The sequence below is a fragment of the Pacificimonas sp. ICDLI1SI03 genome, assembly GCF_054740865.1.
The window spans coordinates 1,689,092-1,708,547 of sequence record NZ_JBSQAU010000001.1 but is presented as its reverse complement, the minus strand read 5'-3'; the positions used below and the strand labels follow the sequence as shown (position 1 = coordinate 1,708,547).

20 protein-coding genes and 1 pseudogene are annotated in these 19,456 nt (G+C 63.0%); 7 read left to right on the top strand and 14 right to left on the bottom strand.

The window, feature by feature from the left end:
- Positions 1-21: 21 nt before the first annotated feature.
- Complete coding sequence (gene mtaB, locus ACSMXM_RS08230) at positions 22-1,251, bottom strand: tRNA (N(6)-L-threonylcarbamoyladenosine(37)-C(2))-methylthiotransferase MtaB (protein ID WP_460316381.1); 1,230 nt, start codon at positions 1,249-1,251, stop codon at positions 22-24.
- Entirely contained in the window at positions 1,245-2,048 is an 804-nt protein-coding gene (dapF, locus tag ACSMXM_RS08225) for a diaminopimelate epimerase (protein ID WP_460315435.1), read from the bottom strand. Before dapF ends, mtaB begins: the two co-directional genes overlap by 7 nt.
- A 28-nt stretch (positions 2,049-2,076) precedes the next feature.
- Here dapF and ACSMXM_RS08220 point away from each other — a divergent pair, with 28 nt between their 5' ends.
- Both ACSMXM_RS08220 and ACSMXM_RS08215 read left to right on the top strand, forming a co-directional pair.
- A complete protein-coding gene (locus ACSMXM_RS08220; RefSeq protein ID WP_460315433.1) occupies positions 2,077-2,790 on the top strand; it encodes a class I SAM-dependent methyltransferase in 714 nt (237 codons plus the stop codon).
- A gap of 98 nt (positions 2,791-2,888) precedes the next feature.
- The gene (locus ACSMXM_RS08215; protein WP_460315431.1) at positions 2,889-4,538 is read left to right on the top strand and encodes a helicase HerA-like domain-containing protein; all 1,650 of its coding nucleotides are present in this window, start codon (positions 2,889-2,891) and stop codon (positions 4,536-4,538) included.
- A gap of 49 nt (positions 4,539-4,587) precedes the next feature.
- On the opposite strand, the gene ACSMXM_RS08210 is transcribed toward ACSMXM_RS08215, so the two are convergent.
- From ACSMXM_RS08210 to hflK, 8 genes and pseudogenes are all read right to left on the bottom strand, one after another.
- On the bottom strand, positions 4,588-5,022 hold the full coding sequence (locus ACSMXM_RS08210; protein WP_460315429.1) for a DUF3035 domain-containing protein: 435 nt from the start codon (positions 5,020-5,022) through the stop codon (positions 4,588-4,590).
- The gene (gene lspA / locus ACSMXM_RS08205) at positions 5,015-5,509 is read right to left on the bottom strand and encodes a signal peptidase II (RefSeq protein WP_460315428.1); all 495 of its coding nucleotides are present in this window, start codon (positions 5,507-5,509) and stop codon (positions 5,015-5,017) included. The genes ACSMXM_RS08210 and lspA overlap by 8 nt, the downstream gene beginning before the upstream one ends.
- The gene (ileS, locus tag ACSMXM_RS08200; RefSeq protein ID WP_460315427.1) at positions 5,506-8,319 is read right to left on the bottom strand and encodes an isoleucine--tRNA ligase; all 2,814 of its coding nucleotides are present in this window, start codon (positions 8,317-8,319) and stop codon (positions 5,506-5,508) included. The genes lspA and ileS overlap by 4 nt, the downstream gene beginning before the upstream one ends.
- Before the next feature lie 89 nt (positions 8,320-8,408).
- Positions 8,409-8,948, bottom strand: a pseudogene (locus ACSMXM_RS08195) (DUF924 family protein).
- A gap of 46 nt (positions 8,949-8,994) precedes the next feature.
- Positions 8,995-10,572, bottom strand: coding sequence for a Do family serine endopeptidase (locus tag ACSMXM_RS08190; protein WP_460315425.1), 1,578 nt, complete (start codon positions 10,570-10,572; stop codon positions 8,995-8,997).
- Positions 10,573-10,636: 64 nt separating this feature from the next.
- Positions 10,637-10,825 (bottom strand): DUF2065 domain-containing protein, encoded by a 189-nt coding sequence (locus ACSMXM_RS08185; RefSeq protein WP_460315423.1) that lies wholly within the window; start codon positions 10,823-10,825, stop codon positions 10,637-10,639.
- A gap of 12 nt (positions 10,826-10,837) precedes the next feature.
- Positions 10,838-11,677, bottom strand: a complete 840-nt coding sequence (gene hflC / locus ACSMXM_RS08180) for a protease modulator HflC (RefSeq protein WP_460315421.1) — start codon at positions 11,675-11,677, stop codon at positions 10,838-10,840.
- On the bottom strand, positions 11,677-12,750 hold the full coding sequence (hflK, locus tag ACSMXM_RS08175) for an FtsH protease activity modulator HflK (RefSeq protein ID WP_460315419.1): 1,074 nt from the start codon (positions 12,748-12,750) through the stop codon (positions 11,677-11,679). Before hflK ends, hflC begins: the two co-directional genes overlap by 1 nt.
- A gap of 103 nt (positions 12,751-12,853) precedes the next feature.
- Between hflK and ACSMXM_RS08170 the strand changes: the two genes are divergently transcribed.
- Together ACSMXM_RS08170 and ACSMXM_RS08165 are read left to right on the top strand one after the other, a co-directional pair.
- Positions 12,854-13,891 carry an Mrp/NBP35 family ATP-binding protein gene (locus tag ACSMXM_RS08170; RefSeq protein WP_460315417.1) on the top strand — a complete coding sequence of 346 codons (1,038 nt, stop codon included), beginning with the start codon at positions 12,854-12,856 and terminating at the stop codon, positions 13,889-13,891.
- Complete coding sequence (locus tag ACSMXM_RS08165; protein WP_460315415.1) at positions 13,875-14,306, top strand: CoA-binding protein; 432 nt, start codon at positions 13,875-13,877, stop codon at positions 14,304-14,306. The genes ACSMXM_RS08170 and ACSMXM_RS08165 overlap by 17 nt, the downstream gene beginning before the upstream one ends.
- Positions 14,307-14,375: 69 nt before the next feature.
- On the opposite strand, the gene rpoH is transcribed toward ACSMXM_RS08165, so the two are convergent.
- Both rpoH and ACSMXM_RS08155 read right to left on the bottom strand, forming a co-directional pair.
- Positions 14,376-15,281: an RNA polymerase sigma factor RpoH gene (gene rpoH, locus ACSMXM_RS08160; RefSeq protein ID WP_460315413.1), complete on the bottom strand. Its 906-nt coding sequence runs from the start codon at positions 15,279-15,281 to the stop codon at positions 14,376-14,378.
- A gap of 101 nt (positions 15,282-15,382) precedes the next feature.
- Positions 15,383-16,336 carry an RluA family pseudouridine synthase gene (locus tag ACSMXM_RS08155; RefSeq protein ID WP_460315411.1) on the bottom strand — a complete coding sequence of 318 codons (954 nt, stop codon included), beginning with the start codon at positions 16,334-16,336 and terminating at the stop codon, positions 15,383-15,385.
- 17 nt (positions 16,337-16,353) lie between these two features.
- Here ACSMXM_RS08155 and ACSMXM_RS08150 point away from each other — a divergent pair, with 17 nt between their 5' ends.
- From ACSMXM_RS08150 to ACSMXM_RS08140, 3 genes are all read left to right on the top strand, one after another.
- Entirely contained in the window at positions 16,354-16,779 is a 426-nt protein-coding gene (locus tag ACSMXM_RS08150; protein WP_460315409.1) for a M67 family metallopeptidase, read from the top strand.
- Positions 16,780-16,792: 13 nt separating this feature from the next.
- Positions 16,793-17,008 carry a cold-shock protein gene (locus tag ACSMXM_RS08145; RefSeq protein WP_460315407.1) on the top strand — a complete coding sequence of 72 codons (216 nt, stop codon included), beginning with the start codon at positions 16,793-16,795 and terminating at the stop codon, positions 17,006-17,008.
- A 108-nt stretch (positions 17,009-17,116) separates the two neighbouring features.
- Positions 17,117-17,746, top strand: a complete 630-nt coding sequence (locus ACSMXM_RS08140; RefSeq protein ID WP_460315405.1) for a histidine phosphotransferase family protein — start codon at positions 17,117-17,119, stop codon at positions 17,744-17,746.
- 1 nt (position 17,747) lies between these two features.
- Here ACSMXM_RS08140 and ACSMXM_RS08135 read toward each other — a convergent pair whose 3' ends face one another.
- Together ACSMXM_RS08135 and ACSMXM_RS08130 are read right to left on the bottom strand one after the other, a co-directional pair.
- Entirely contained in the window at positions 17,748-18,947 is a 1,200-nt protein-coding gene (locus ACSMXM_RS08135) for a CaiB/BaiF CoA transferase family protein (RefSeq protein ID WP_460316379.1), read from the bottom strand.
- Between the two features lie 101 nt (positions 18,948-19,048).
- The gene (locus tag ACSMXM_RS08130) at positions 19,049-19,447 is read right to left on the bottom strand and encodes a glycine zipper 2TM domain-containing protein (protein WP_460315403.1); all 399 of its coding nucleotides are present in this window, start codon (positions 19,445-19,447) and stop codon (positions 19,049-19,051) included.
- Between the last annotated feature and the right edge of the window lie 9 nt (positions 19,448-19,456).

Here is a 19,456-nt window from a genome sequence, read left to right as displayed (position 1 = left end):
CCTTTACGGGCTGGCAATGGATCATGCGACCTCGGCCAGCAATCGCCCGTCGGCATGGCCCAGGATACGCGCGGTCACGACATCGCCCGCAGCTGCCCGCCCGGTCAGGCGCACCGGCGCGAACTGGTCCGTATGTCCGCCGCCGCCCTGTTCGACCAGCACGGACGCCGCCGCGCCCGATAGTCCAGCATACCAGCGGTCGCGCCGCGCCGCCGCCGCAACGCGCAATTCCTTGGCGCGTGCCTTCCTGATCGGCATCGGCACTTGGAGCATCCGTGCCGCGGGCGTGCCACTTCGTGCGGAATAGGGAAAGATATGGCCGAAAACGATGTCGCATTCGTCGATCAGCGCCAGGCTGTTGTGGAACATGGCGTCGCTTTCGGTGGGAAAGCCGGCGATGATGTCGGCGCCGATGGCGACCTCTGGCCGCCGCGCCTTCACGCTTTCCACAAAGCGGATGGCGTCGTCGCGCGTGTGGCGGCGCTTCATGCGCTTCAGGATCATGTCGTCGCCCGCCTGCAGGCTCAGGTGCAGGTGCGGCATGATGCGGCCTTCCTGGCAGATCAGGTCGATCAGCGTAGCGTCCGCTTCGATGGAATCGATTGACGAAATGCGCAGCCGTTCAAGTGCAGGGACGTGCTTCAGGATGCGCGCGATCAGGCTGCCCAGCGTTGGCCTGCCCGGCAGGTCGGGGCCATAGCTGGTCAGGTCGACACCGGTCAGTACGACCTCCCGGTGGCCGTGATCGACCAACGCCTTTACCCGCTCCACGACCAGTCCGGCGGGCACGCTGCGCGAATTGCCCCGGCCATAGGGAATGATGCAGAATGTGCAGCGATGGTCGCAGCCATTCTGAACCTCGACGAAGCCGCGCGTATTGGCGCTCATGCCGGGGACCAGGTGCGGTGCGGTTTCCTTGACCGACATGATGTCGGAAACGCTGTCCTTTTCGTCCCGCCATGCTGCCGCTGACAGCTTGTCGGCATTGCCGATGACGCGGTCCACCTCCGGCATGGCGGCAAAGCTATCGGGATCGATCTGCGCGGCACAGCCGGTGACGGCGATGGTGGCGTCCGGCCGCTCGCGGCGCAGGCGGCGCAGCGTCTGGCGGGTGGAACGCACCGCCTCATTGGTAACGGCGCAGCTGTTCACGACCACCATGTCGGGCCGCCCCGCCAGATGCGCGCGGATAACCTCGCCCTCGTGAATGTTCAGGCGGCATCCCATGTTGATGATGTCCGCCGTCACAATGCGATTTCGCCGGTAAAGGCGATATTGGCATCGCCGGTCATCAGGATGTGGTCGTCGGGGCGCCATTCGATGCGCAGCGTACCACCCGGCAGGTGCACGCTGACTTTTCGGTCGGTCAGCCTTCTCCGCATGGCGGCGACGGCGGCGGCACATGCGCCGGTACCGCAGGCTTGTGTCAGGCCGGCACCGCGTTCCCAGACGCGCAGCACAATGTCGTCACGAGCGTTGATCTGGGCCACGCCTACATTGATGCGCTGGGGAAACAGCGGATCGGTCTCGATCAGCGGCCCCAGGCGTTCCAGATCGACAGCGGCGGCATCCGGCACGAAGAAGACGACGTGCGGATTGCCGACATTGACCGCACCCGGACCCTGCAGCGTTTCCCAGCCGACCGGCATTTCGACCGTATCCATGGCATAGGCCAGCGGAATGCGGTCCCAGTCGAATGCGGGACGACCCATATCGAGCGCGGCCAGCGCGCCCTCCATTTGCCCTTCGATGATCCCGGCCACCGTTTCGATCCGCACGGGCGCGTCGCCCTCCGCAACCAGCCGCGCGATGCAGCGGGCGCCGTTGCCGCACGCCTCCACCTCGCTGCCGTCCGCATTGTAGATGCGCATGAAGACGTCGGCGCGTTCGGACGGCTCCATGATGAACAGCTGATCACAGCCGACGCCGGTACGCCTGTCGCTGATGGCGCGGATCTGCGCGCGCGATAATGTCAGTTCCTCGCTGCGCGCGTCAAAGATGACGAAATCATTGCCAAGGCCATGCATTTTGAAGAAGGGTCGTGCCATTCCTGCCAAGTAGGTTTAGATGGTGTCCATGTCCACGAAACTGCTTCTTTCCATCTGCCTTCTCGGTCTTGCGGCATGCGACAACGGAAAAGCGGAGCCGAGCGCCGATATCACGCCCTTCCCGCCGGTGGAGCGGCCCGTATCTGCCATCACCTCCAACCAATATTCGGATGAGGAAAGCCGGGAGGGCACGGGCGAGGCGGAAACCGTCCTTTCCGTGCTGGGTGTAGAGGAGGGAGAGACGGTTGCCGATATCGGCGCCGGTCTCGGCTTCTACATGCAAAAACTGGCGGAGGCCGTGGGCCCCGACGGGCAGGTCTATGCGCAGGATATTTTCCCGGACGTGGTTCAGGATCTCAGCGTGCGCGCCAGTGCAAACGGCTTTGGCAATGTAGAGGCAATATTGGGCAGCCCGGCGGACCCCGACCTGCCCGAAAACAGCCTGGATCACGCCCTGATGATCCACATGTATCATGAAATCGAAAACCCTTACGCATTTCTGTGGCATTTGCGGTCCAGCCTGAAGCCGAATGGTACCATCGCCATCGTGGATGCGGACCGGATTACCAGCCAGCATGGCACGCCCCCCGCGCTGCTGGAATGCGAGCTCAAGGCGATGAAGTTTACCCAGGTCGCACAGGCCCCGCTTGAGGAGGGGCGCACCTATGTCGCGGTTTTTCGCGCCACGGGGCCTCGTCCTGCCCCCGAAGAGATCGTCCCCTGCGAAAATCCGCCTTCCTGAACGCCTGTTCGCGACTGACGGCAATGGGCAGGTGCTACCGGTTTTGTCGATCTGCATGACCGCCGCTAAAGGTGCGGCGCGTCAGGGGGGAGGGGATCATGACATCTGAGGGCATATTTCTGGGAAAGGGCGGCGAAACGCGGCAGGAACTGCTGCTGTCGCGGGCCAATCGCCACGGTCTGATCGCGGGCGCCACCGGCACGGGAAAGACGGTGACGCTGCAAATCCTCGCCGAGGGGTTTTCCCGCGCGGGCGTGCCGACCTTTCTTTCGGACGTGAAGGGCGATCTTGCCGGCCTCGCCATGCCGGGCTCTCCTCAGTTCAAACATCATGAAAAACTGCTGGAGCGCGCGGCGGAAATCGGCCTCGACGATTATCGTTACGAACCCATGCCCGTCACCTTCTGGGACCTGTTCGGCGAACAGGGGCACCCCGTCCGTGCGACGATCAGCGAGATGGGACCGCTTCTGCTCGCGCGCCTGCTCGACCTGAACGACACGCAGGAGGGCGTTCTGACCATCGCCTTCAGAATTGCCGACGAGCAAAAGATGCTGCTGCTCGATCTGAAGGATCTGCGCGCCATGCTGACCTGGCTGGGCGACAATGCCGGCCAGGTGAAGACCAGATACGGCAATGTCTCAACGGCATCGATCGGCGCCATCCAGCGTCGCCTGCTTCAACTGGAGGAGCAGGGCGGGGAGCAGTTCTTTGCCGAACCCGCGCTCGACATTTCCGATTTCATGCGAACGGCGGACGATGGCCGCGGCGTGGTCAACATTCTCGCTGCCGACCGGCTGATGGAAAATCCGCGCCTTTATGGCACGTTCCTCCTGTGGCTGCTGTCGGAACTGTTCGAGATGCTGCCAGAGGTGGGCGACCCGGACAGGCCAAGGCTCGTCTTCTTCTTTGACGAGGCGCACCTGTTGTTCGATGAGGCGCCAAAGGCGCTGGTCGACAAGATCGAACAGGTCGTGCGCCTGATCCGTTCAAAGGGCGTGGGCGTCTATTTCATCACCCAAAATCCCGCCGATGTGCCTGACGAAGTCTCCGGCCAGCTGGCGCACCGCGTCCAACATGCCCTGCGCGCCTTCACGCCAAAGGAGCAAAAGGCAATTCGCGCCGTCGCGGACACATTCAGGCCGAATCCCGACGTCGATGTGCGCAGCGAAGTGACGGAATTGAAAACCGGCTGGGCGCTGACCTCCATGCTGACCGAGGATGGCGCCCCGACGCCGGTTGAAAAGACGATGGTGCGCCCGCCCGCCTCTCGCCTTGGCCCGCTGACGGGGGCGGAGCGGATCGCGGTGATCGCCTCCAGCGATCTCGGCATCAAATACCGGCAGGGGATCGATCGCGAATCTGCCTATGAATTGCTCGCTGTACGCGCGGCCGACGCCGCTCAGGCGGAGGAAATGGAGCAGGCGGAGGCAGAAGCACGCGCCGCCAGGAAAACCAATGACCGCTCCGCCGCCGCAGGTGGGTGGCTGGGAAAGATATTTGGCAAGGTCGCAGCCAGTGTTGCGGGCGCCGTCGTCGCGGATCAGGCGCGCAATCTGGGCGAAAAGCTTGCGGGCCGACAGCCGAGCGGACGCGCTCGCCAGTCGACAGCCGCAAAATCTGTGGGAATGGCGGGCAGCACGCTGGGCGCGGAAATCGGCCGCTCAATCGGTGGCACCACCGGCGCTCGCATAGGTCGCGGCGTACTCGGTTCCTTCAGCCGCAGCGTGGCGAAGAACTTCAGCTTGTAGGAGGCGGCGGGGCTAACAGCGCTGTCAGCCCTGCCGCATCCTCAACCGCTTAGCCGCTGACGCTCGCGCGGGCAGTATCGGCGTCCTGTGAACCTGCGGGTGCGGCGACGATGTCCTTCACCTGCGCGCCCTTGTCGATCACCAAAGTATCGGGGTCTCCGGCGGTCGAACGGGTGCTGGGTTCAGGGCTCGTGGCCTCGGCATCGTTCAGCAACATCTGTTCCGACTGGCTTTTCGCCGGGGGACGCACGCCGGGACCGAACAGCGCCTCCATCGCCTGCGTCTGCGCATCGGATTCGATGGCGCGCGGTGCGCCGGGGCGCGGCGGCTCCATGTTGAAATCCGGCGGCACGACCAGGGGGGCGTTGCGGCTGATGGCGAACTCGTCCGGTGCACCCCGGTCGCCGCCAAACACACCGTCCCCGCCGCCGCCGCAAGCGCTAAGGGCAAGAGCTGCCCCGGTGATGGCAATCAGGTTACGCATGATTTTCTTCCTTTTTGGCATGTGCATTCTGCCCGAAAAACGCACGTAATAATAGCAGGACCACGCCTATCGTAATGGCCGCGTCGGCGACATTGAAAACATAAAAGCTCCACTCGCCCACATAAAAGTGAACGAAATCTATAACATAGCCCAGACGCACCCGGTCGATGATATTACCAATCGCGCCGCCCAGGATCAGCGCCATGGCGATCAGGTCGGTGCGGTCGCGCTCCGAATTGATCCACCAGACGATCGCAATGGCAATACCGCCCGTCAACGCGACCAGCAGCCAGCGCCCCAGATCGCTGCCCGCCTGCATCAGCCCCATGGCGATGCCGACATTCTCGACCCAGGTGAAATTCAGGAACGGCAGCAGCGGGATCGAGCCCAGGCTTTCCAGTTGCAGCCGCTCGACGATCCACCATTTCGACAGTTGGTCGGCGATGAAAACAATGAATGCAACGACATAGGCGGTACGGGCCGTCATGATTGCACGACCTCGCTGCAGCGGCGGCATAGCTGCGGTCCCGTGTCCACGTCCGGCGTGTGGCGCCAGCATCGGGCGCATTTTTCCAGCTCGGTACGGTCCACCCTTATCCATGCGTCCGGATACGCCTCTGACGCGGCGGCTCCCCCGACGGCGTCCGTGCGGGCATCCACCCGGGCGATAATGGCCAGCTCGGCAAAATCGACACTGTCGACATCGGCCAGCGCCTCTACATCGGCCAGCACCAGCGCGACATCGGCTTCGTTGGACGAACGGATGGTCTTTTCCCGCCGCAACGGTTCGATGGCCTCTGTAACGGCGCCGCGTATCGCGCGCAGGCGATCCCATTTTTCTGCGAGGTCCGGGTTCAGCCAGCCCGCATCCACCTGCGGCCAGTCGGCGAAATGCACGCTGTCATCTTCGGTCGGGAAGCGTGTCTGCCACACTTCTTCCGCCGTGAACGCCAAGATGGGCGCGGCATAGCGCACCAGCGCATGAAACAATATGTCGAGCACAGTGCGGCATGCGCGCCGCCGGGGATCGTCCGGCGCGTCGCAATAAAGCGAATCCTTGCGCACGTCGAAATAGAAGCTGGACAGGTCGGAGCCGCAAAAGCCCTCCAGCGCGGTCAGATAGCCGGTATATTCGAACGCCTCCGCCTTCGCCCGCAATGTCGCGTCCAGCGTCGCCAGCCGGTGCAATACCCAGCGTTCCAGTTCCGGCATATCGGCGGCGTCCACCGCCTCCGCCGCGTCGAAATCGCTGAGCGCACCCAGCAAATATCGGAAACTGTTGCGCAGCTTGCGGTAGCGGTCGCCGATCCCTTTCAGGATCTCGTCGCCGATCCGGTGATCCTCGGTATAGTCGACGGCGGACACCCACATGCGCAATATATCCGCGCCCTGGACATCGATGATGGACTTGGGGTCGGTCGTGTTGCCCAGCGACTTGGACTGTTTCCGGCCTGTCTGGTCCAGCGTCATGCCATGCGTCAGCAGGCCCTTATAGGGGGCCCGCCCGCGCGTGGCACAGCTTTCCAGCAGTGACGACTGGAACCAGCCGCGATGCTGGTCGCTGCCCTCCAGATACAGGTCGGCGGGCGATGACAGGTCCGGCCACTTGCCTGATTCCAGCACGAAGGCGTGCGTCGATCCGCTATCGAACCAGACGTCCAGAATGTCGCGCACCGGCACATAGTCCGCGGCGTCATATTGATCGCCTAGCAGGATCTGGTGGTCTGCCGCGAACCAGGCATCTGCACCGCCTTCGCGCACGGCGTCGATGATGCGGCGGTTGACGGCCTCGTCGGTCAGGAACTCGCCGGTTTCCTTGTGCACGTACAGCGTCAGCGGCACGCCCCAGGCGCGCTGGCGCGACAACACCCAGTCGGGCCGCCCCTCGACCATGGATTTCAGGCGCTTATATCCGCGTTCCGGGACGAAGCGGGTCTTCTCTATCTCGGCAAGGGCGATCTCGCGCAGGCTGTGCTCGCCATCCATGCGCACGAACCATTGCGGCGTGCAGCGATAGATCAGCTTTGCCTTTGACCGCCAGGAATGCGGATAGGAATGCTCGTAATCCGCCGACGCCGCCAGCAGGCCACCGGCTTCGCTCAGGGCGGTACAGATCGGCCCGTCGGGCGCGTTCACCTTATAGACGTGATTGCCGCCGACGACGGGCCAGTCCGCCTTGTAAACGCCGCCGTCATCGACCGCGAAGATCGGCTCGATGCCATATTTACCGCACAGGCGAAAATCGTCCTCGCCATGGTCGGGCGCCATGTGGACGAGGCCCGTACCGCTGTCGGTGGTAACGAAATCGCCGGGCAGTAGCGGGCGAGGGTCGGCGAAGAAGGGATGCAGATCGTGCAGAGGATGCCGCGCGATGGCACCTGCAAGGTCGCTGCCCTTGCCGCGCCAGATTTCAACGCTGTCATCGACGCTATTTGCCGGATGACGGCCCAGCGTGTCGGCCAGCAACTCCGTGGCGGCAAGGATGATGCGTCCGCCGGTTTTCACGGCGACATATTCAATGTCCTCGCCATAGGACAGGGCCCGGTTTACCGGAATGGTCCAAGGCGTCGTCGTCCAGATGACCGCATGTGCACCGACCAGCTCGGGCGCGTTCGGCGCCTCGACGATCTCGAACGCCACGTCGATCTGCGTCGAGGTGATGTCCTTATATTCGACCTCCGCCTCGGCCAGCGCGGTCTGTTCTACGGGCGACCACATGACGGGCTTTGCGCCCTGATACAGGCGGCCGGATCCGGCGACTTTCAGGAATTCCTCGACGATGATCGCCTCGGCGTCGTAATCCATGGTCAGATAGGGGCGGTCCCACGTCCCCATGATGCCCAGGCGCTGAAACTGCTCAGACTGGATTTCCACCCATTTTGCGGCGAAGTCCCGGCATTGCTGGCGAAACTCGATGGGATCGACATCGTTCTTGTCGCGCTTTTTCTTCCTGTACTGCTCCTCGATCTTCCACTCGATGGGCAGGCCGTGACAGTCCCAGCCGGGGGTATAGGGGGCATCGAAACCGCGCAGCGTCGCCATGCGGACGGTGATGTCCTTCAGGATCTTGTTCAGCGCATGGCCGATATGGATATCGCCATTGGCATAGGGCGGGCCGTCATGCAGGATCCATGTGTCCCGCCCCGCACGCTTTTCGCGCAGCCGCTTATAGACCTCCGTCCGCGCCCAGCGGTCCAGAATGGCAGGTTCCTTCTGCGCCAGTCCCGCCTTCATGGGAAAGTCGGTCTTCGGCAGGAAAACGGTATCGCGATAATCGGGGGGCGTGTCGTCGGTCATAGACGACGGCATGTAGCGAGGGTGCAGCCTAGTGGGAAGGTGGCGCAGACGCCTTTTCCGTACGAGGGCAGGGGAATCGGCGTGACGACCTAATATCCGCCGCCCTCGTCCAGGAAGCTCTGTTCTTCCGGTGTCGTCTCCCGACCTAGCGCGGCATTGCGGTTGGGAAACCTTCCAAAGCGCTCGATAATGTCCCTATGGCCCAGCGCAAATTCCGGGCGCTCGTCGCCGCGAAGCGCGGTGAACAATTCAACGGCACGATTCTGCGCGTCCATATTTTCACCGTGCATGAAGGGCATATAGAGAAACTGCCGCTCCTCCTCGGAATAATCTTGGTCCCAGCCCCGCTCGATCGCCAATTGCGCCAGGTGCAGCGCGTCCTGATCCTGGGCAAAGGCGCGCGCACTGCCCCGGTGCAAATTACGGCTGAACTAATCGAGAACGATAATGGCGGCCAGAAGACCGTCATGCGTCGCCAGCCATGCGTCCGGAATGTGGTTGGATAGATCTTCGTGCAGCTGTCCGAACCTCTCCCGGATCGTCCGGTCCAGATCATCGTCCTGCTTGAAATGCAGGTCGGACGGTGTCTCGTCGAACCAGAAGGTCAGGATGTCCTTGGGGGCTGTCATCGTGCTGGCATGGCAAAGCCCCTCCCCTTGTGGGAGGGGCCCGGCTTTATTCCGTCTCCGCTTCCATCATCTCGACGCCGACAAAGACGGCATTGCTCGACCCACGCGGCTGGATCAGCATGGCAACCGAGTTGCGACCGGCCTTGCGCGCGGCGTCAACTGCGGCGGTGGCGTCTGCCGGGGTGCGCGTTGGGCGGCCGTTGATTGAGACGATCACCGCACCGCGGCCGATACCCTTTTGCGCGGCATCGCTGCGCCGGTCGACGCCTGCCACCACGACGCCTTGAACCTCGTCGTCGATACGCAATTGCTGCCGGATTTGCGGCGTCAGTTCCGCCAGCGAGATACCCAGCGACTTGCGCGCCGTCTCGCTGCCGGGGGCGTTCTCGTCGGCACTCATCTCCGGCTCGCCGCTCTGATTGGCCGCGATTTCATTTTCGGGCGGCCGCTCCGTCAGGGTTGCCGACAGTTCCATGCGCTTGCCGTTGCGGATCAATTCGATGGGGATCGTGGAATTGATGCCACTATTCGCCACCAGGAAGCTCAGCGTATTTTCGCTGGTAACCCTCTGATCGTTGATCTTGACGATGACATCGCCCTGACGAATACCTGCCTTCGCGGCGGGGCCGTCCGGTTCGACGGCGGCGACGATCTCGCCATTGTCGTCGTCCAGGCCCAGCCCTTCGGCCAGTTCTTCGTTGATCGGCTGGATCGACACGCCCAGATAGCCGCGTCGCACACGGCCCATGGTTTTCAGCTGCTCGATAATCGGCTGTGCCTGGCTGGCCGGAATGGCAAAGCCGATGCCCACGTTCCCGCCCGTGGGGGAGAAGATGGCGGTATTGATGCCGATCACATTGCCCGACAGGTCGAACATGGGGCCGCCGGAATTGCCCTGGTTGATGCTGGCATCGGTCTGGATGAAGCGGTCATATTGCCCCGCGCTGATATTGCGGTGCAGGGCGGATACGATACCGGCGGTGACGGTGCCGCCCAGCCCGAACGGATTGCCGATCGCGACAACCCAGTCGCCGACCCGCACGCTGTCGGACGTGCCGAAGCGGACATAGGGTAGATCCTCGCCGTCGACCTTCAGCAGCGCAAGATCGCTCAGCGGATCGCGTCCAATGACTTTCGCCTCGAATTCGCGTTCGTCGCCCAGCGTCACTGTGATCGTGTCGACGGGATCGTCACCCGTCCGCGCCGTGACGACATGGTTGTTGGTAACGACATAGCCATCCGGTGAAATGATGAAGCCGGAACCGAGCGAATTCGCCTCCCGCGTTTCTGGTTCCGCATCCTCCTGCTCCTCATTGAAGCGCCGGAACAACTCCTCCAGCGGAGAGCCCGGACCCAGGCGGGGGAAGGGGGACCGGCGCACCTCTACCTGCTGCGTCGTCGATACGTTGACGACGGCGGGCTGCAGACGCGCCGCAAGATCGGCAAAGCTGTTCGGCGCGCCGCCCGGCGGCGTTGCCTGCGCGACGGCGGGCGCCGCGTTTTGCGGTGCCTCTGCCTGCGCGCTTCCCGGCGTTTGCAGGGCAAGCGTCGCTGCGCTGCCAAACAACAGTCCGGCGGCGATATAGGATGTCGCAGTGGTGGTGGCGGTGCGAAGTTTAGCCATGTTCGTGTCGTTTCCTGCCTGGTTTCGCCAGTATAAGAATGTCTGCCTTACGCGAATAAGGCCCTCATGTTAAATATAGGGTACCCAATACGATAGCCGCGCCTGCGGCAAAGCTGACGGCACCCATGATCCGAACCTTATCCGACCCATTGGCGAACAATGTATCAACTGCACGTTTCATGGCATCCGGAAATAGAGCGTAGGCCGCGCCCTCAAGTGCGATTGCGAGACCCAGCGCAACGATCAGGTTCATATTTCCTACGACCTAGCGGCCAACGTTCCCCTGAAACTGTTCCAGAAATTCGTTCTCGGGTGACAGGACCATGGACGCGTTGCCATCCTTGAATGCTTCCTCATAGGCCTGCATCGCGCGATAGAATTCATAGAAGCCTTCATCCTTGCCAAAGCTGTCGGCATAGATTTTCGCCGCCGCCGCATCTGCGTTCGCACGGATGACGCGGGCCTGCCGGTCGCCTTCGGCGCGAATGCCGCGCGCCTCCTGCTCACGTGCCGTGCGCATGCGGGCAAAGGCAGAATCGAGCGGCTGGCCCGGTGGCAGGTCGGCGCGCTTGATGCGCACATCCACGATTTCAGCGCCATAATTTGCCGCCGAGCGATTTACCGCCGTCTGGATCGTATCCATCAGGTCAGCGCGTTCCGGACTCAACAGCGCTGCAAAGGTCTGACGGCCGAGTTCGTTGCGAAGTCGCGACGTTAAAATCTGCGACAACTCGTCCGCAGCACGGGCTTCGGTGCCTACGGCTGTATACATGCGCAGCGGATCGACGATGCGAAAGCGTGCAAAGGCGTCCACAACGACCCGCAACTGATCGGTCGAAAGGACCGTTTGCGGCTCCATGTTCAGGTCTTGAACGCGCTTGTCGATGTAAACGACATCGTCGACGAACGGCAGTTTCATCTGCACACCTGCTTCGGTCCGCCCATATACGACGTCTGGATCATATTCGTTGACGACGGAAACAGGGTCGCCAAGCCGCGTTACGATGGCTTGCTGCGATTCTGAAATCGTGAAGAAGCTCGTGACCACCAGCACCAGGCCGATGAACAGCAGCGCGAGGATCAGGATCGGATTTTTCAGGCTCATCACTGGTCTCCGGCGGGCGCGGGCGCGCGTCTGTTTGTTTCCGGCAGCGGCAGATAGGGAACCACGCCATCGGCTTCCAGGATGGTCTTGTCGACCTTCCCTAGGACGCGCTCCATTGTCTCGTAATACATGCGCTTCCGCGTCACGTCGGGGGCCAGGCGATATTGTTCGTAAACCGCGTCGAACGCAGCAGCCTGACCCCGCGCCTGCGCCACGAGTTGCTGGCTGTAGGCGCGCGCTTCGTTGATATAGCCCTCGGCATTCTGCTGCGCAGCGGAAACGTCCTTGAAGGCATCGTCGACGGCGGCGGGGGGATCGGCCTGCCGGATATCGACACCCACAATGTCGACACCTGCGCGATATTCGTTGAGCAATGCCTGCGTCCGCGCAGCCACTTCGGCGGCGATTTGCTCGCGCTGAGGGCCGATGGCCGCGTCCAGTTCCACGGACGCCACGACAGAACGCATGGCAGATTCCGCCGTTTCGCGGATCGTGCCCTCGGGATTGGCGATCTGGAACAGGTATAATTGGGGATCTCTGATCTTCCAGCGCACCTGATAGGCGATATCTATAATGTTCTGATCGCTGGTCAGCATCAGGTTCTGGTCGGTCGCGTCGACGGACCCGATGGCGATGGTGGAAACCTGTTCTACCTTCGGTTTGGTGACGGTGACGATGGGGGCCGGCCATTTGAAGTGCGTGCCGGGCAGCGTTGTTTTCAGATAGCGCCCGAACATCTGTTCGACGCCGCGTTCATCGGGCTCGACGCGATAGATGCTGGTGGCGGCCACCCAGACGACCGCGATCGCGACAAAGATCCAGCTCCACGGAAGGGTGCGGCGACCACCGCCGCCCCCGCCGCCGCCGCCACCGCCGCCTCCGGGCAGGCCGGAGCGCAGCCGTTCCTGGCTGCGCTTGATGAAGTCGTCGAAATCGACGCTGCCGGACTTTGACGGGGGTGTGTTGCCGCCGCTTGGCTTGGTGGGTTTCTGTCCCCAGGGATTGCGCGGTTTGTCGCCGCCCCCGCCACTATTTCCCCACGGGCCACCGCCCTCATTCTTGTCCCAAGGCATATCTGCCCTTCCCGCACTTACGCATTTCCGTTCGGTGCCTATATACGAACGCCTCCCGCGCTTTCCTATAGGCGCGCTCTTTTTGCCCACCCGGACCTCCGATATGACCGAAAATGAACTCCGCCAAAGCCTCTCCAGCGTCCGCGATCCCGCCGCCGGCGCCGACGTTGTCGCATCCGGCCGCGTCTCCGGCATAACGGTGCGCGGCGGCCAGCCGGGTTTCGTGCTGGATGTCGGCGGGCTTGCGGCGGGTGAGGTTACTGCATTGAAAGAGGCGCTGGAGGCGGCGGCCCCCGGCGCGCGCATCATCACCACGTCCGAGATGAAGGCGCAGCCGAAGCGCGCGCCGCCGCACGACGTACCCGCCGCCACCTTTCCGAACATCCGCCACATTCTGGCCGTCGCCTCAGGCAAGGGCGGGGTGGGCAAATCGACGATTGCTGCAAACCTTGCCGTCGCAATGGCACAGGACGGCATGCGCGTGGGATTGCTGGACGCGGATATTTATGGGCCGTCGGTGCCGACCCTGCTGGGGCTGGATGGCCGCGCGGAGGGCGTGCAGGGCAGGATTCAGCCCATGCAGGCCCATGGGCTGAAGGCGCTTTCCATCGCCGCCCTTACCAAACCCGGTCAGGCCGTCATCTGGCGCGGTCCCATGGCCGCCGCCGCCATGATGCAAATGCTGACCGATGCCGATTGGGGACAGCTCGACGTTCTCGTCATCGACATGCCACCCGGTACGGGCGACATACAGCTCAGCCTGGCGCAAAAGATCGGCGGCGCGAAGGCGGTGGTGGTATCGACGCCGCAGGACCTCGCCCTGATCGACGCCGAAAAGGCCATCGCCATGTTCGGAAAGGTGGGGGTGCCGGTGGTGGGCATCGTCGAGAACATGTCGACCTTCCACTGTCCGAAGTGCGGAGAGGCGACCGATATTTTCGGTCATGGCGGGGCAGAGGAAACATCCCGTGCGCGCGGCGTTCCTTTTCTTGGTGCCGTTCCGCTCACCATGAGCCTGCGCGAAAGTGCCGATGCAGGGACGCCCGCTGTCCTGGCAGGCGGTGCCGCCGCCGACGCCTTGAACGCGGTGGCACGCACCCTGATGAAACAGTTGGAGACGATCGATGCCCCTCACGAATGATGCCGACATCAAGGATTTGCTGGAAGCGACGAAGACCATCGCGATGATCGGCCTGTCCGACAGGCCGGACCGCGCCTCCAACGGTGTCATGCTGTTTCTTCAGCGTCAGGGCTACCGCGTCATGCCCGTCAATCCGACCATCGCGGGCGAGCAGGTGCATGGCGAGCATGTCTGGGCATCGCTCGACGAAATCGGCGTGGATATCGACATGGTCGATATTTTCCGCAATTCGGCGGCTGCCGCCGATGCCGTTGACGAGGCGATTGCGGCGGGGGCGAAGTCGGTCTGGATGCAGTTGGGCGTCGTCAACGAAGCGGCCGCCGCAAAGGCCGAGGCTGCGGGGCTGAAGGTCGTCATGGACCGCTGCCCAAAGATTGAAATCCCCCGCCTGGGTGTCGCCGCGAAGGATGTCTGAAGCCCCACATAAAAAGCCCCCGCCGTTCATTCGAACGACGGGGGCTTTTTAACTTATCCGCACGGGGCTTTAGGCCACTTCCAGCAGGTTCCGCTCCTCGGCAAGGTTCGTCATTGCCTTCTGCAGCTTCTCGAACGCCCGCACCTCGATCTGGCGCACCCGTTCCCGGCTGATGTCATAGACCTGGCTAAGTTCTTCCAGAGTCTGCGGTTCATCCGTCAGGCGGCGTTCCGTGATGATGTGCTTTTCACGGTCGTTCAGCGTACTCAGCGCCTCCGCCAGCAATGCCGACCGCACGTCGGCCTCCTGCGCATCGGCGACGATCGAATCCTGCAGCGGTTCGTCATCCTCCAGCCAGTCCTGCCATTCGGAATCGCCTTCCTCGGCGCGCAGGGGGGCGTTCAGGCTGGTATCGCCGCCGCGCATCATGCGACGGTTCATGGAGATGACCTCCTCCTCCGTCACCTTCAGCTCAGTGGCGATCTGCTTCACATCGTCGGGATGCATGTCGCCATCTTCGAACGCGTCGATTTGGCTCTTCATGCGGCGCAGGTTGAAGAACAGCTTCTTCTGCGCTGCGGTCGTGCCGATCTTCACCAGGCTCCAGGAGCGCAGGATGAATTCCTGAATGCTCGCGCGGATCCACCACATGGCATAGGTCGACAGGCGAAAGCCCTTGTCCGGCTCGAATTTCTTCACGCCCTGCATCAGGCCGACATTGCCCTCTGAAATCAGGTCGCTCGTCGGCAGGCCATAGCCGCGATAGCCCATGGCGATTTTCGCCACCAGGCGAAGATGGCTCGTGACCATACGGTGCGCGGCATCGCGGTCGCCATGCTCCTTGAAGCGTATGGCGAGCATATATTCTTCTTCCGCCGTCAGGACGGGGAATTTCTTGATTTCGCTCAGATAGCGATTGAGCGACGTGCCACCGCTAAGGGCGGGGATGGTCGCCGGTATATTCGTCTTTGCCATTTCGGCCTCACTCCTTCTCATGCGGACCCTCAAATTCCGGCATCCGCGGGGACATCTCGCGCTCGTCCCTTATACGGCGACGAACCACGGTCTCACTCATCTCAATGAACGGAAAGCGCCGCGATCAGTTCCTGCATATCGCCGGGAAGCGGGCTTTCGAAAGACATGTTTTCTTTACCTGAGGGATGCTCAAATTGCAAGTATTTCGCGTGCAGCGCCTGTCTGTGAAAGCCCATGGAAGATAGCAGCTTTCTTTGCGCGGATTTGCCCGTTCCACCGTAAAGCGGATCGCCAAGCAGGGGAAATCCCCGCGATGCCAGATGCACACGTACCTGATGGGTGCGCCCGGTCTCCAGTTGGCATTCGACCAGCGCCGCATTGCCCAGTGCCTTCAGGGTGCGATAATGCGTCACGGCGGCCTTGCCCCGGCCGTCTTCCAGCACCGCCATCTTCTTGCGGTTTTTCGGGGAGCGGCCGATATTCCCTTCGATCCGGTCAGCCGTGGGCACGGGCACCCCGCGCGTGATCGCGGCATAGCGGCGCCCGACAGTGTGGGCGGCGAACTGGGCGGCCAGCGCCATGTGCGCATGCGCGGTCTTTGCCGCCACCAGCAGGCCCGACGTATCCTTGTCGATTCTGTGCACGATGCCGGGGCGGGTGACGCCGCCAATGCCGCTCAGACTGCCGCCGCAATGGTAAAGCAGGGCGTTTACCAGCGTTCCGTCGGAATTGCCTGCCGCCGGGTGCACGACCAGGCCGGCGGGTTTGTCGATGACGATCAGTTCGTCGTCCTCGAATATGATATTCAACGGGATATTCTGCGGCGCGGCGCGGTCGGGGATGGGTGCGGGAACCGCGATCGTAAAGCTTTCGCCCGCCTTCACGCGCCGGGATGCCTGCCGCTCGACGCCGCCGCTGCCCGTTACCGCGCCCTCTTTCAGCAGCGCCTTCAGCCGCTCGCGCGACAGTTGCGGGTGGGCGTCGGCCAGCGCCCGATCCAGGCGCACGCCGGCATTTGTTACCACGATTTCGATATTCGACTTGGCGCGCGTCATCGTGCAGGACTTCGGCGATGGAATGGCAAATCGCAAGAGACGCGCTCGACGCGATTCGAGCGCACGCCGACCGCGCCGCCCCGCAGGAGGCGTGCGGACTGCTTCTGGGGCCGCACGCGGAGGGGCTGCAGCCTGCCGAGACGGTCATGATAGGCGAGGCAAGGGCCACTGCAAACGTGTCGGACCGGCCCGCCAGGAATTTCGAAATCGATCCGCAGGCGCTTTTTCGTGCCCACCGCGAAGCGCGCGGGGGCGGGCCCCGGCTGCTCGGCTATTATCATTCGCACCCGAACGGCTGTGCCCAGCCCTCCGCCATTGACGCGGCGCGGGCTGCGCCGGACGGAAAATTGTGGATTATCTGTGCATCCGGCATCACCGGCTGGATCGCAGGCGACGCTGGCCTTCATGGTCGATTTAGGCCTATCAAGCTTCTGGAGACGTAACAGGGGAAGTTTCTTGGCGCAGGGCGTCGTCAAATGGTTCGATCGCAAGAAAGGGTTCGGCTTCATCGCGCCGGATCTCGGTGTGCTCGATGTTTTCGTCCACGTCTCATCCCTCTCTCGGGAAGGGCCGGGTGTTCTGGCAGAGGGGGATCGGGTACAGTTCGAACTGACGCAACTTCGCGACGGGCGGGTCAGCGCCTTTGACGTTACGACCATCTCTTCGTCATAGCCGAAATGAAAAAGGGATCCGGGGCGGCTTTAGGTGCGTTGCGCTAGATTAACGGTCGAGCGGTTTTGATGGATTGCGCCCGATCACCTGTTTTTGGAGGAGTGGCCCATGAACTCAGCCCATTTTGCGAGCCTCTTATGTTCGCGCCTCTGCCACGATCTCGTCAGTCCGGTGGGATCGCTTTACAATGGGGTCGAACTTCTGGCGGATGAAACGGACCCCGCCATGCGCGCGCGCTGCATGGACCTTTTGGCCGACAGCGCGAGGCAGACAGCCAACAAGCTGAAATTCTTTCGGCTCGCCTTTGGGGCTGCTGGCGGCTTCGGCGATCATATCGACACGCGGGAGGCGCAGGCCGCGCTTGAGGGGCTTTATGGCTCCGAAAAGCGGATCGAGGTAGAATGGCTGGTGTCGGGTGTCTCGCTGCCAAAGGGCGCGGTGAAAATGCTCCTGAACCTGGCAATGATTGCTGGCGATGCACTGTTGCGGGGCGGAACGCTGCAGGTCGCCAGCGAAGAGGTTGATGGCGCCACCGAAGTGGCGGTCAGGGCGGAGGGGCCGCGCCTCCTCCTCGACGAGGAATTGCGCTTGACCCTGCAGGGACAGTCGAAGGAGGACGGTCTGACGCCACGTGCTGCCAGCGCCTATCTCGTCTGCATGCTCGCTGCCGAGGCGGGCACCGAAATCCAGATTTCCGAAGGAGAAGGGCGCCTGGTGTTCGGCGCTCGCCTGGCTTAGCTCAGTCCGTCGGGCCTTTTGATCGGCCGAGCGCTCCCGCCGCCCGCAGTTCAGCAATTTCCCTGCCGCTCAGGCCCAGCCGCTCCGACAGCAGCGCCTCCGTATGCTCGCCCAGCCGGGGCGGCATCGTACCCGCCACGGTCGGCGTTTCGCCCAGCTTCAGCGGGGACGCCACGATTTCGACCTCTTGTCCTGCGGAGCCGCTGGATAGCGTCGCCACCATATCCCGTGCCACCGCTTCGGGTGATCGCAGTGCCTCGCCGACTGTGCGGACCTCGCCGCATGGAATGCCGGCTGCGCGCAGGCTCTGCAGCCAGAAATCCGTCGTTTCTTCCGCAATACGAGCGGCCAGCAGTGGGATCAGGGCCGCACGATTGGTCACGCGCGCATCATTGGTCGCGAACCGCGCGTCCTCCGCCAGTTCCGGTCGTGCCAGCGGCCCCTTGCAGAATGCGGCGAACTGCCGGTCATTGCCGACCGCAATGACCGTGCTGCCATCGTTCGTCGCGAACAATTGATAGGGGACCACCGTGGGATGGCCATTGCCCAGGCGCGGCGGCGTCTCTCCCGAGGCGAGGAACGCTGCGCCGACATTCGCCAGCATGGCCAGCTGGCAGTCGAACAGGGCCATGTCGATATGCTGTCCCACTCCGTCGCGTGCCTGCGCGATCAGTGCCGCCAATATCGCCTGCGCGGCGGCCATCCCGGTGTAAAGATCCGCCACCGCAACGCCGACCTTCATCGGCTCGCCCTCGGCGGGTCCCGTTACGGACATCAACCCGCCCTCGGCCTGAATGACGTAATCATACCCCGGCCGTGCGGCGAGCGGGGAGACCCGACCATAGCCCGAAATGCTGCAATAGATGAGGCGGGGGTTGAGCGCGGACAGGGACGAATGGTCCAGTCCGAATTTCTGCAGACCGCCCAGCTTGTAATTTTCGACCAGAACGTCCGCGTCGGCGGCGAGCCTCCGCACCAGCTGTTGCCCCTCCACCGTCGAAATGTCGATGGCCATGCTTTTCTTGTTGCGGTTGGCACAGAGATAATAGGCCGATTCCGTCCCGACATAGGGTGGTCCCCAGCGGCGTGTATCGTCGCCACCGGCCGGGTTCTCGATCTTCACGACATCGGCACCCAGGTCGCCCAGGATCATGGTGCACCAGGGACCTGCCAGAACGCGCGAAAGGTCCAGGACCTTGATACCGGAAAGCGGGGCAGGGCGGGCGATGACATCATTCCTGAAAAAAAGCGGGCGGAAGGACCCGTTGGATCCTCCCGCCCGCCTAACAGGTCGATGGGGGTCTAGCGACAGGTTACGCCGTCATCGTCCGCCGATTTGCCGACATAGGCACCCACGGCGCCGCCGATGATGGAGCCCAGCAGCTTGGAGCCATCGGGCGCCACGACATTGCCCAGCGTGCCGCCGGTCAGGCCGCCGATGATCAGCCCGGCCGTGCCGTCATCGCGTTCGCAATAATAACGACCATCGCGTCCGCGATAGACGCGGTCATCGGCAGACAAGCGCCGCGCGCGATAATTGTCGCCCTTCCGGTAATGGTCCACCGGGTCCCAGCGCTGGGCACGATCCTTGGCGCGTTTTCCGTGGGCAGGTGCCCAAGACGGCGGATCTGCAGCGGCAGGTGCCGAAAGAACCGGCAGGGACAGGGCCGCGCAGGCGGCGGCAAAAATCAGTGTACGCATGATCAACTC

Excerpts from the sequence above, each read along its gene's own strand:
- dapF (WP_460315435.1), bottom strand. The coding sequence starts at position 2,048 with ATGGCACGACCCTTCTTCAAAATGCATGGCCTTGGCAATGATTTCGTC.
- ACSMXM_RS08220 (WP_460315433.1), top strand. The coding sequence starts at position 2,077 with ATGTCCACGAAACTGCTTCTTTCCATCTGCCTTCTCGGTCTTGCGGCA.
- ACSMXM_RS08215 (WP_460315431.1), top strand. The coding sequence starts at position 2,889 with ATGACATCTGAGGGCATATTTCTGGGAAAGGGCGGCGAAACGCGGCAG.
- ACSMXM_RS08210 (WP_460315429.1), bottom strand. The coding sequence starts at position 5,022 with ATGCGTAACCTGATTGCCATCACCGGGGCAGCTCTTGCCCTTAGCGCT.
- lspA (WP_460315428.1), bottom strand. The coding sequence starts at position 5,509 with ATGACGGCCCGTACCGCCTATGTCGTTGCATTCATTGTTTTCATCGCC.
- ileS (WP_460315427.1), bottom strand. The coding sequence starts at position 8,319 with ATGACCGACGACACGCCCCCCGATTATCGCGATACCGTTTTCCTGCCG.
- ACSMXM_RS08190 (WP_460315425.1), bottom strand. The coding sequence starts at position 10,572 with ATGGCTAAACTTCGCACCGCCACCACCACTGCGACATCCTATATCGCC.
- ACSMXM_RS08185 (WP_460315423.1), bottom strand. The coding sequence starts at position 10,825 with ATGAACCTGATCGTTGCGCTGGGTCTCGCAATCGCACTTGAGGGCGCG.
- hflC (WP_460315421.1), bottom strand. The coding sequence starts at position 11,677 with ATGAGCCTGAAAAATCCGATCCTGATCCTCGCGCTGCTGTTCATCGGC.
- hflK (WP_460315419.1), bottom strand. The coding sequence starts at position 12,750 with ATGCCTTGGGACAAGAATGAGGGCGGTGGCCCGTGGGGAAATAGTGGC.
- ACSMXM_RS08170 (WP_460315417.1), top strand. The coding sequence starts at position 12,854 with ATGACCGAAAATGAACTCCGCCAAAGCCTCTCCAGCGTCCGCGATCCC.
- ACSMXM_RS08165 (WP_460315415.1), top strand. The coding sequence starts at position 13,875 with ATGCCCCTCACGAATGATGCCGACATCAAGGATTTGCTGGAAGCGACG.
- rpoH (WP_460315413.1), bottom strand. The coding sequence starts at position 15,281 with ATGGCAAAGACGAATATACCGGCGACCATCCCCGCCCTTAGCGGTGGC.
- ACSMXM_RS08155 (WP_460315411.1), bottom strand. The coding sequence starts at position 16,336 with ATGACGCGCGCCAAGTCGAATATCGAAATCGTGGTAACAAATGCCGGC.
- ACSMXM_RS08150 (WP_460315409.1), top strand. The coding sequence starts at position 16,354 with ATGGAATGGCAAATCGCAAGAGACGCGCTCGACGCGATTCGAGCGCAC.
- ACSMXM_RS08140 (WP_460315405.1), top strand. The coding sequence starts at position 17,117 with ATGAACTCAGCCCATTTTGCGAGCCTCTTATGTTCGCGCCTCTGCCAC.
- ACSMXM_RS08130 (WP_460315403.1), bottom strand. The coding sequence starts at position 19,447 with ATGCGTACACTGATTTTTGCCGCCGCCTGCGCGGCCCTGTCCCTGCCG.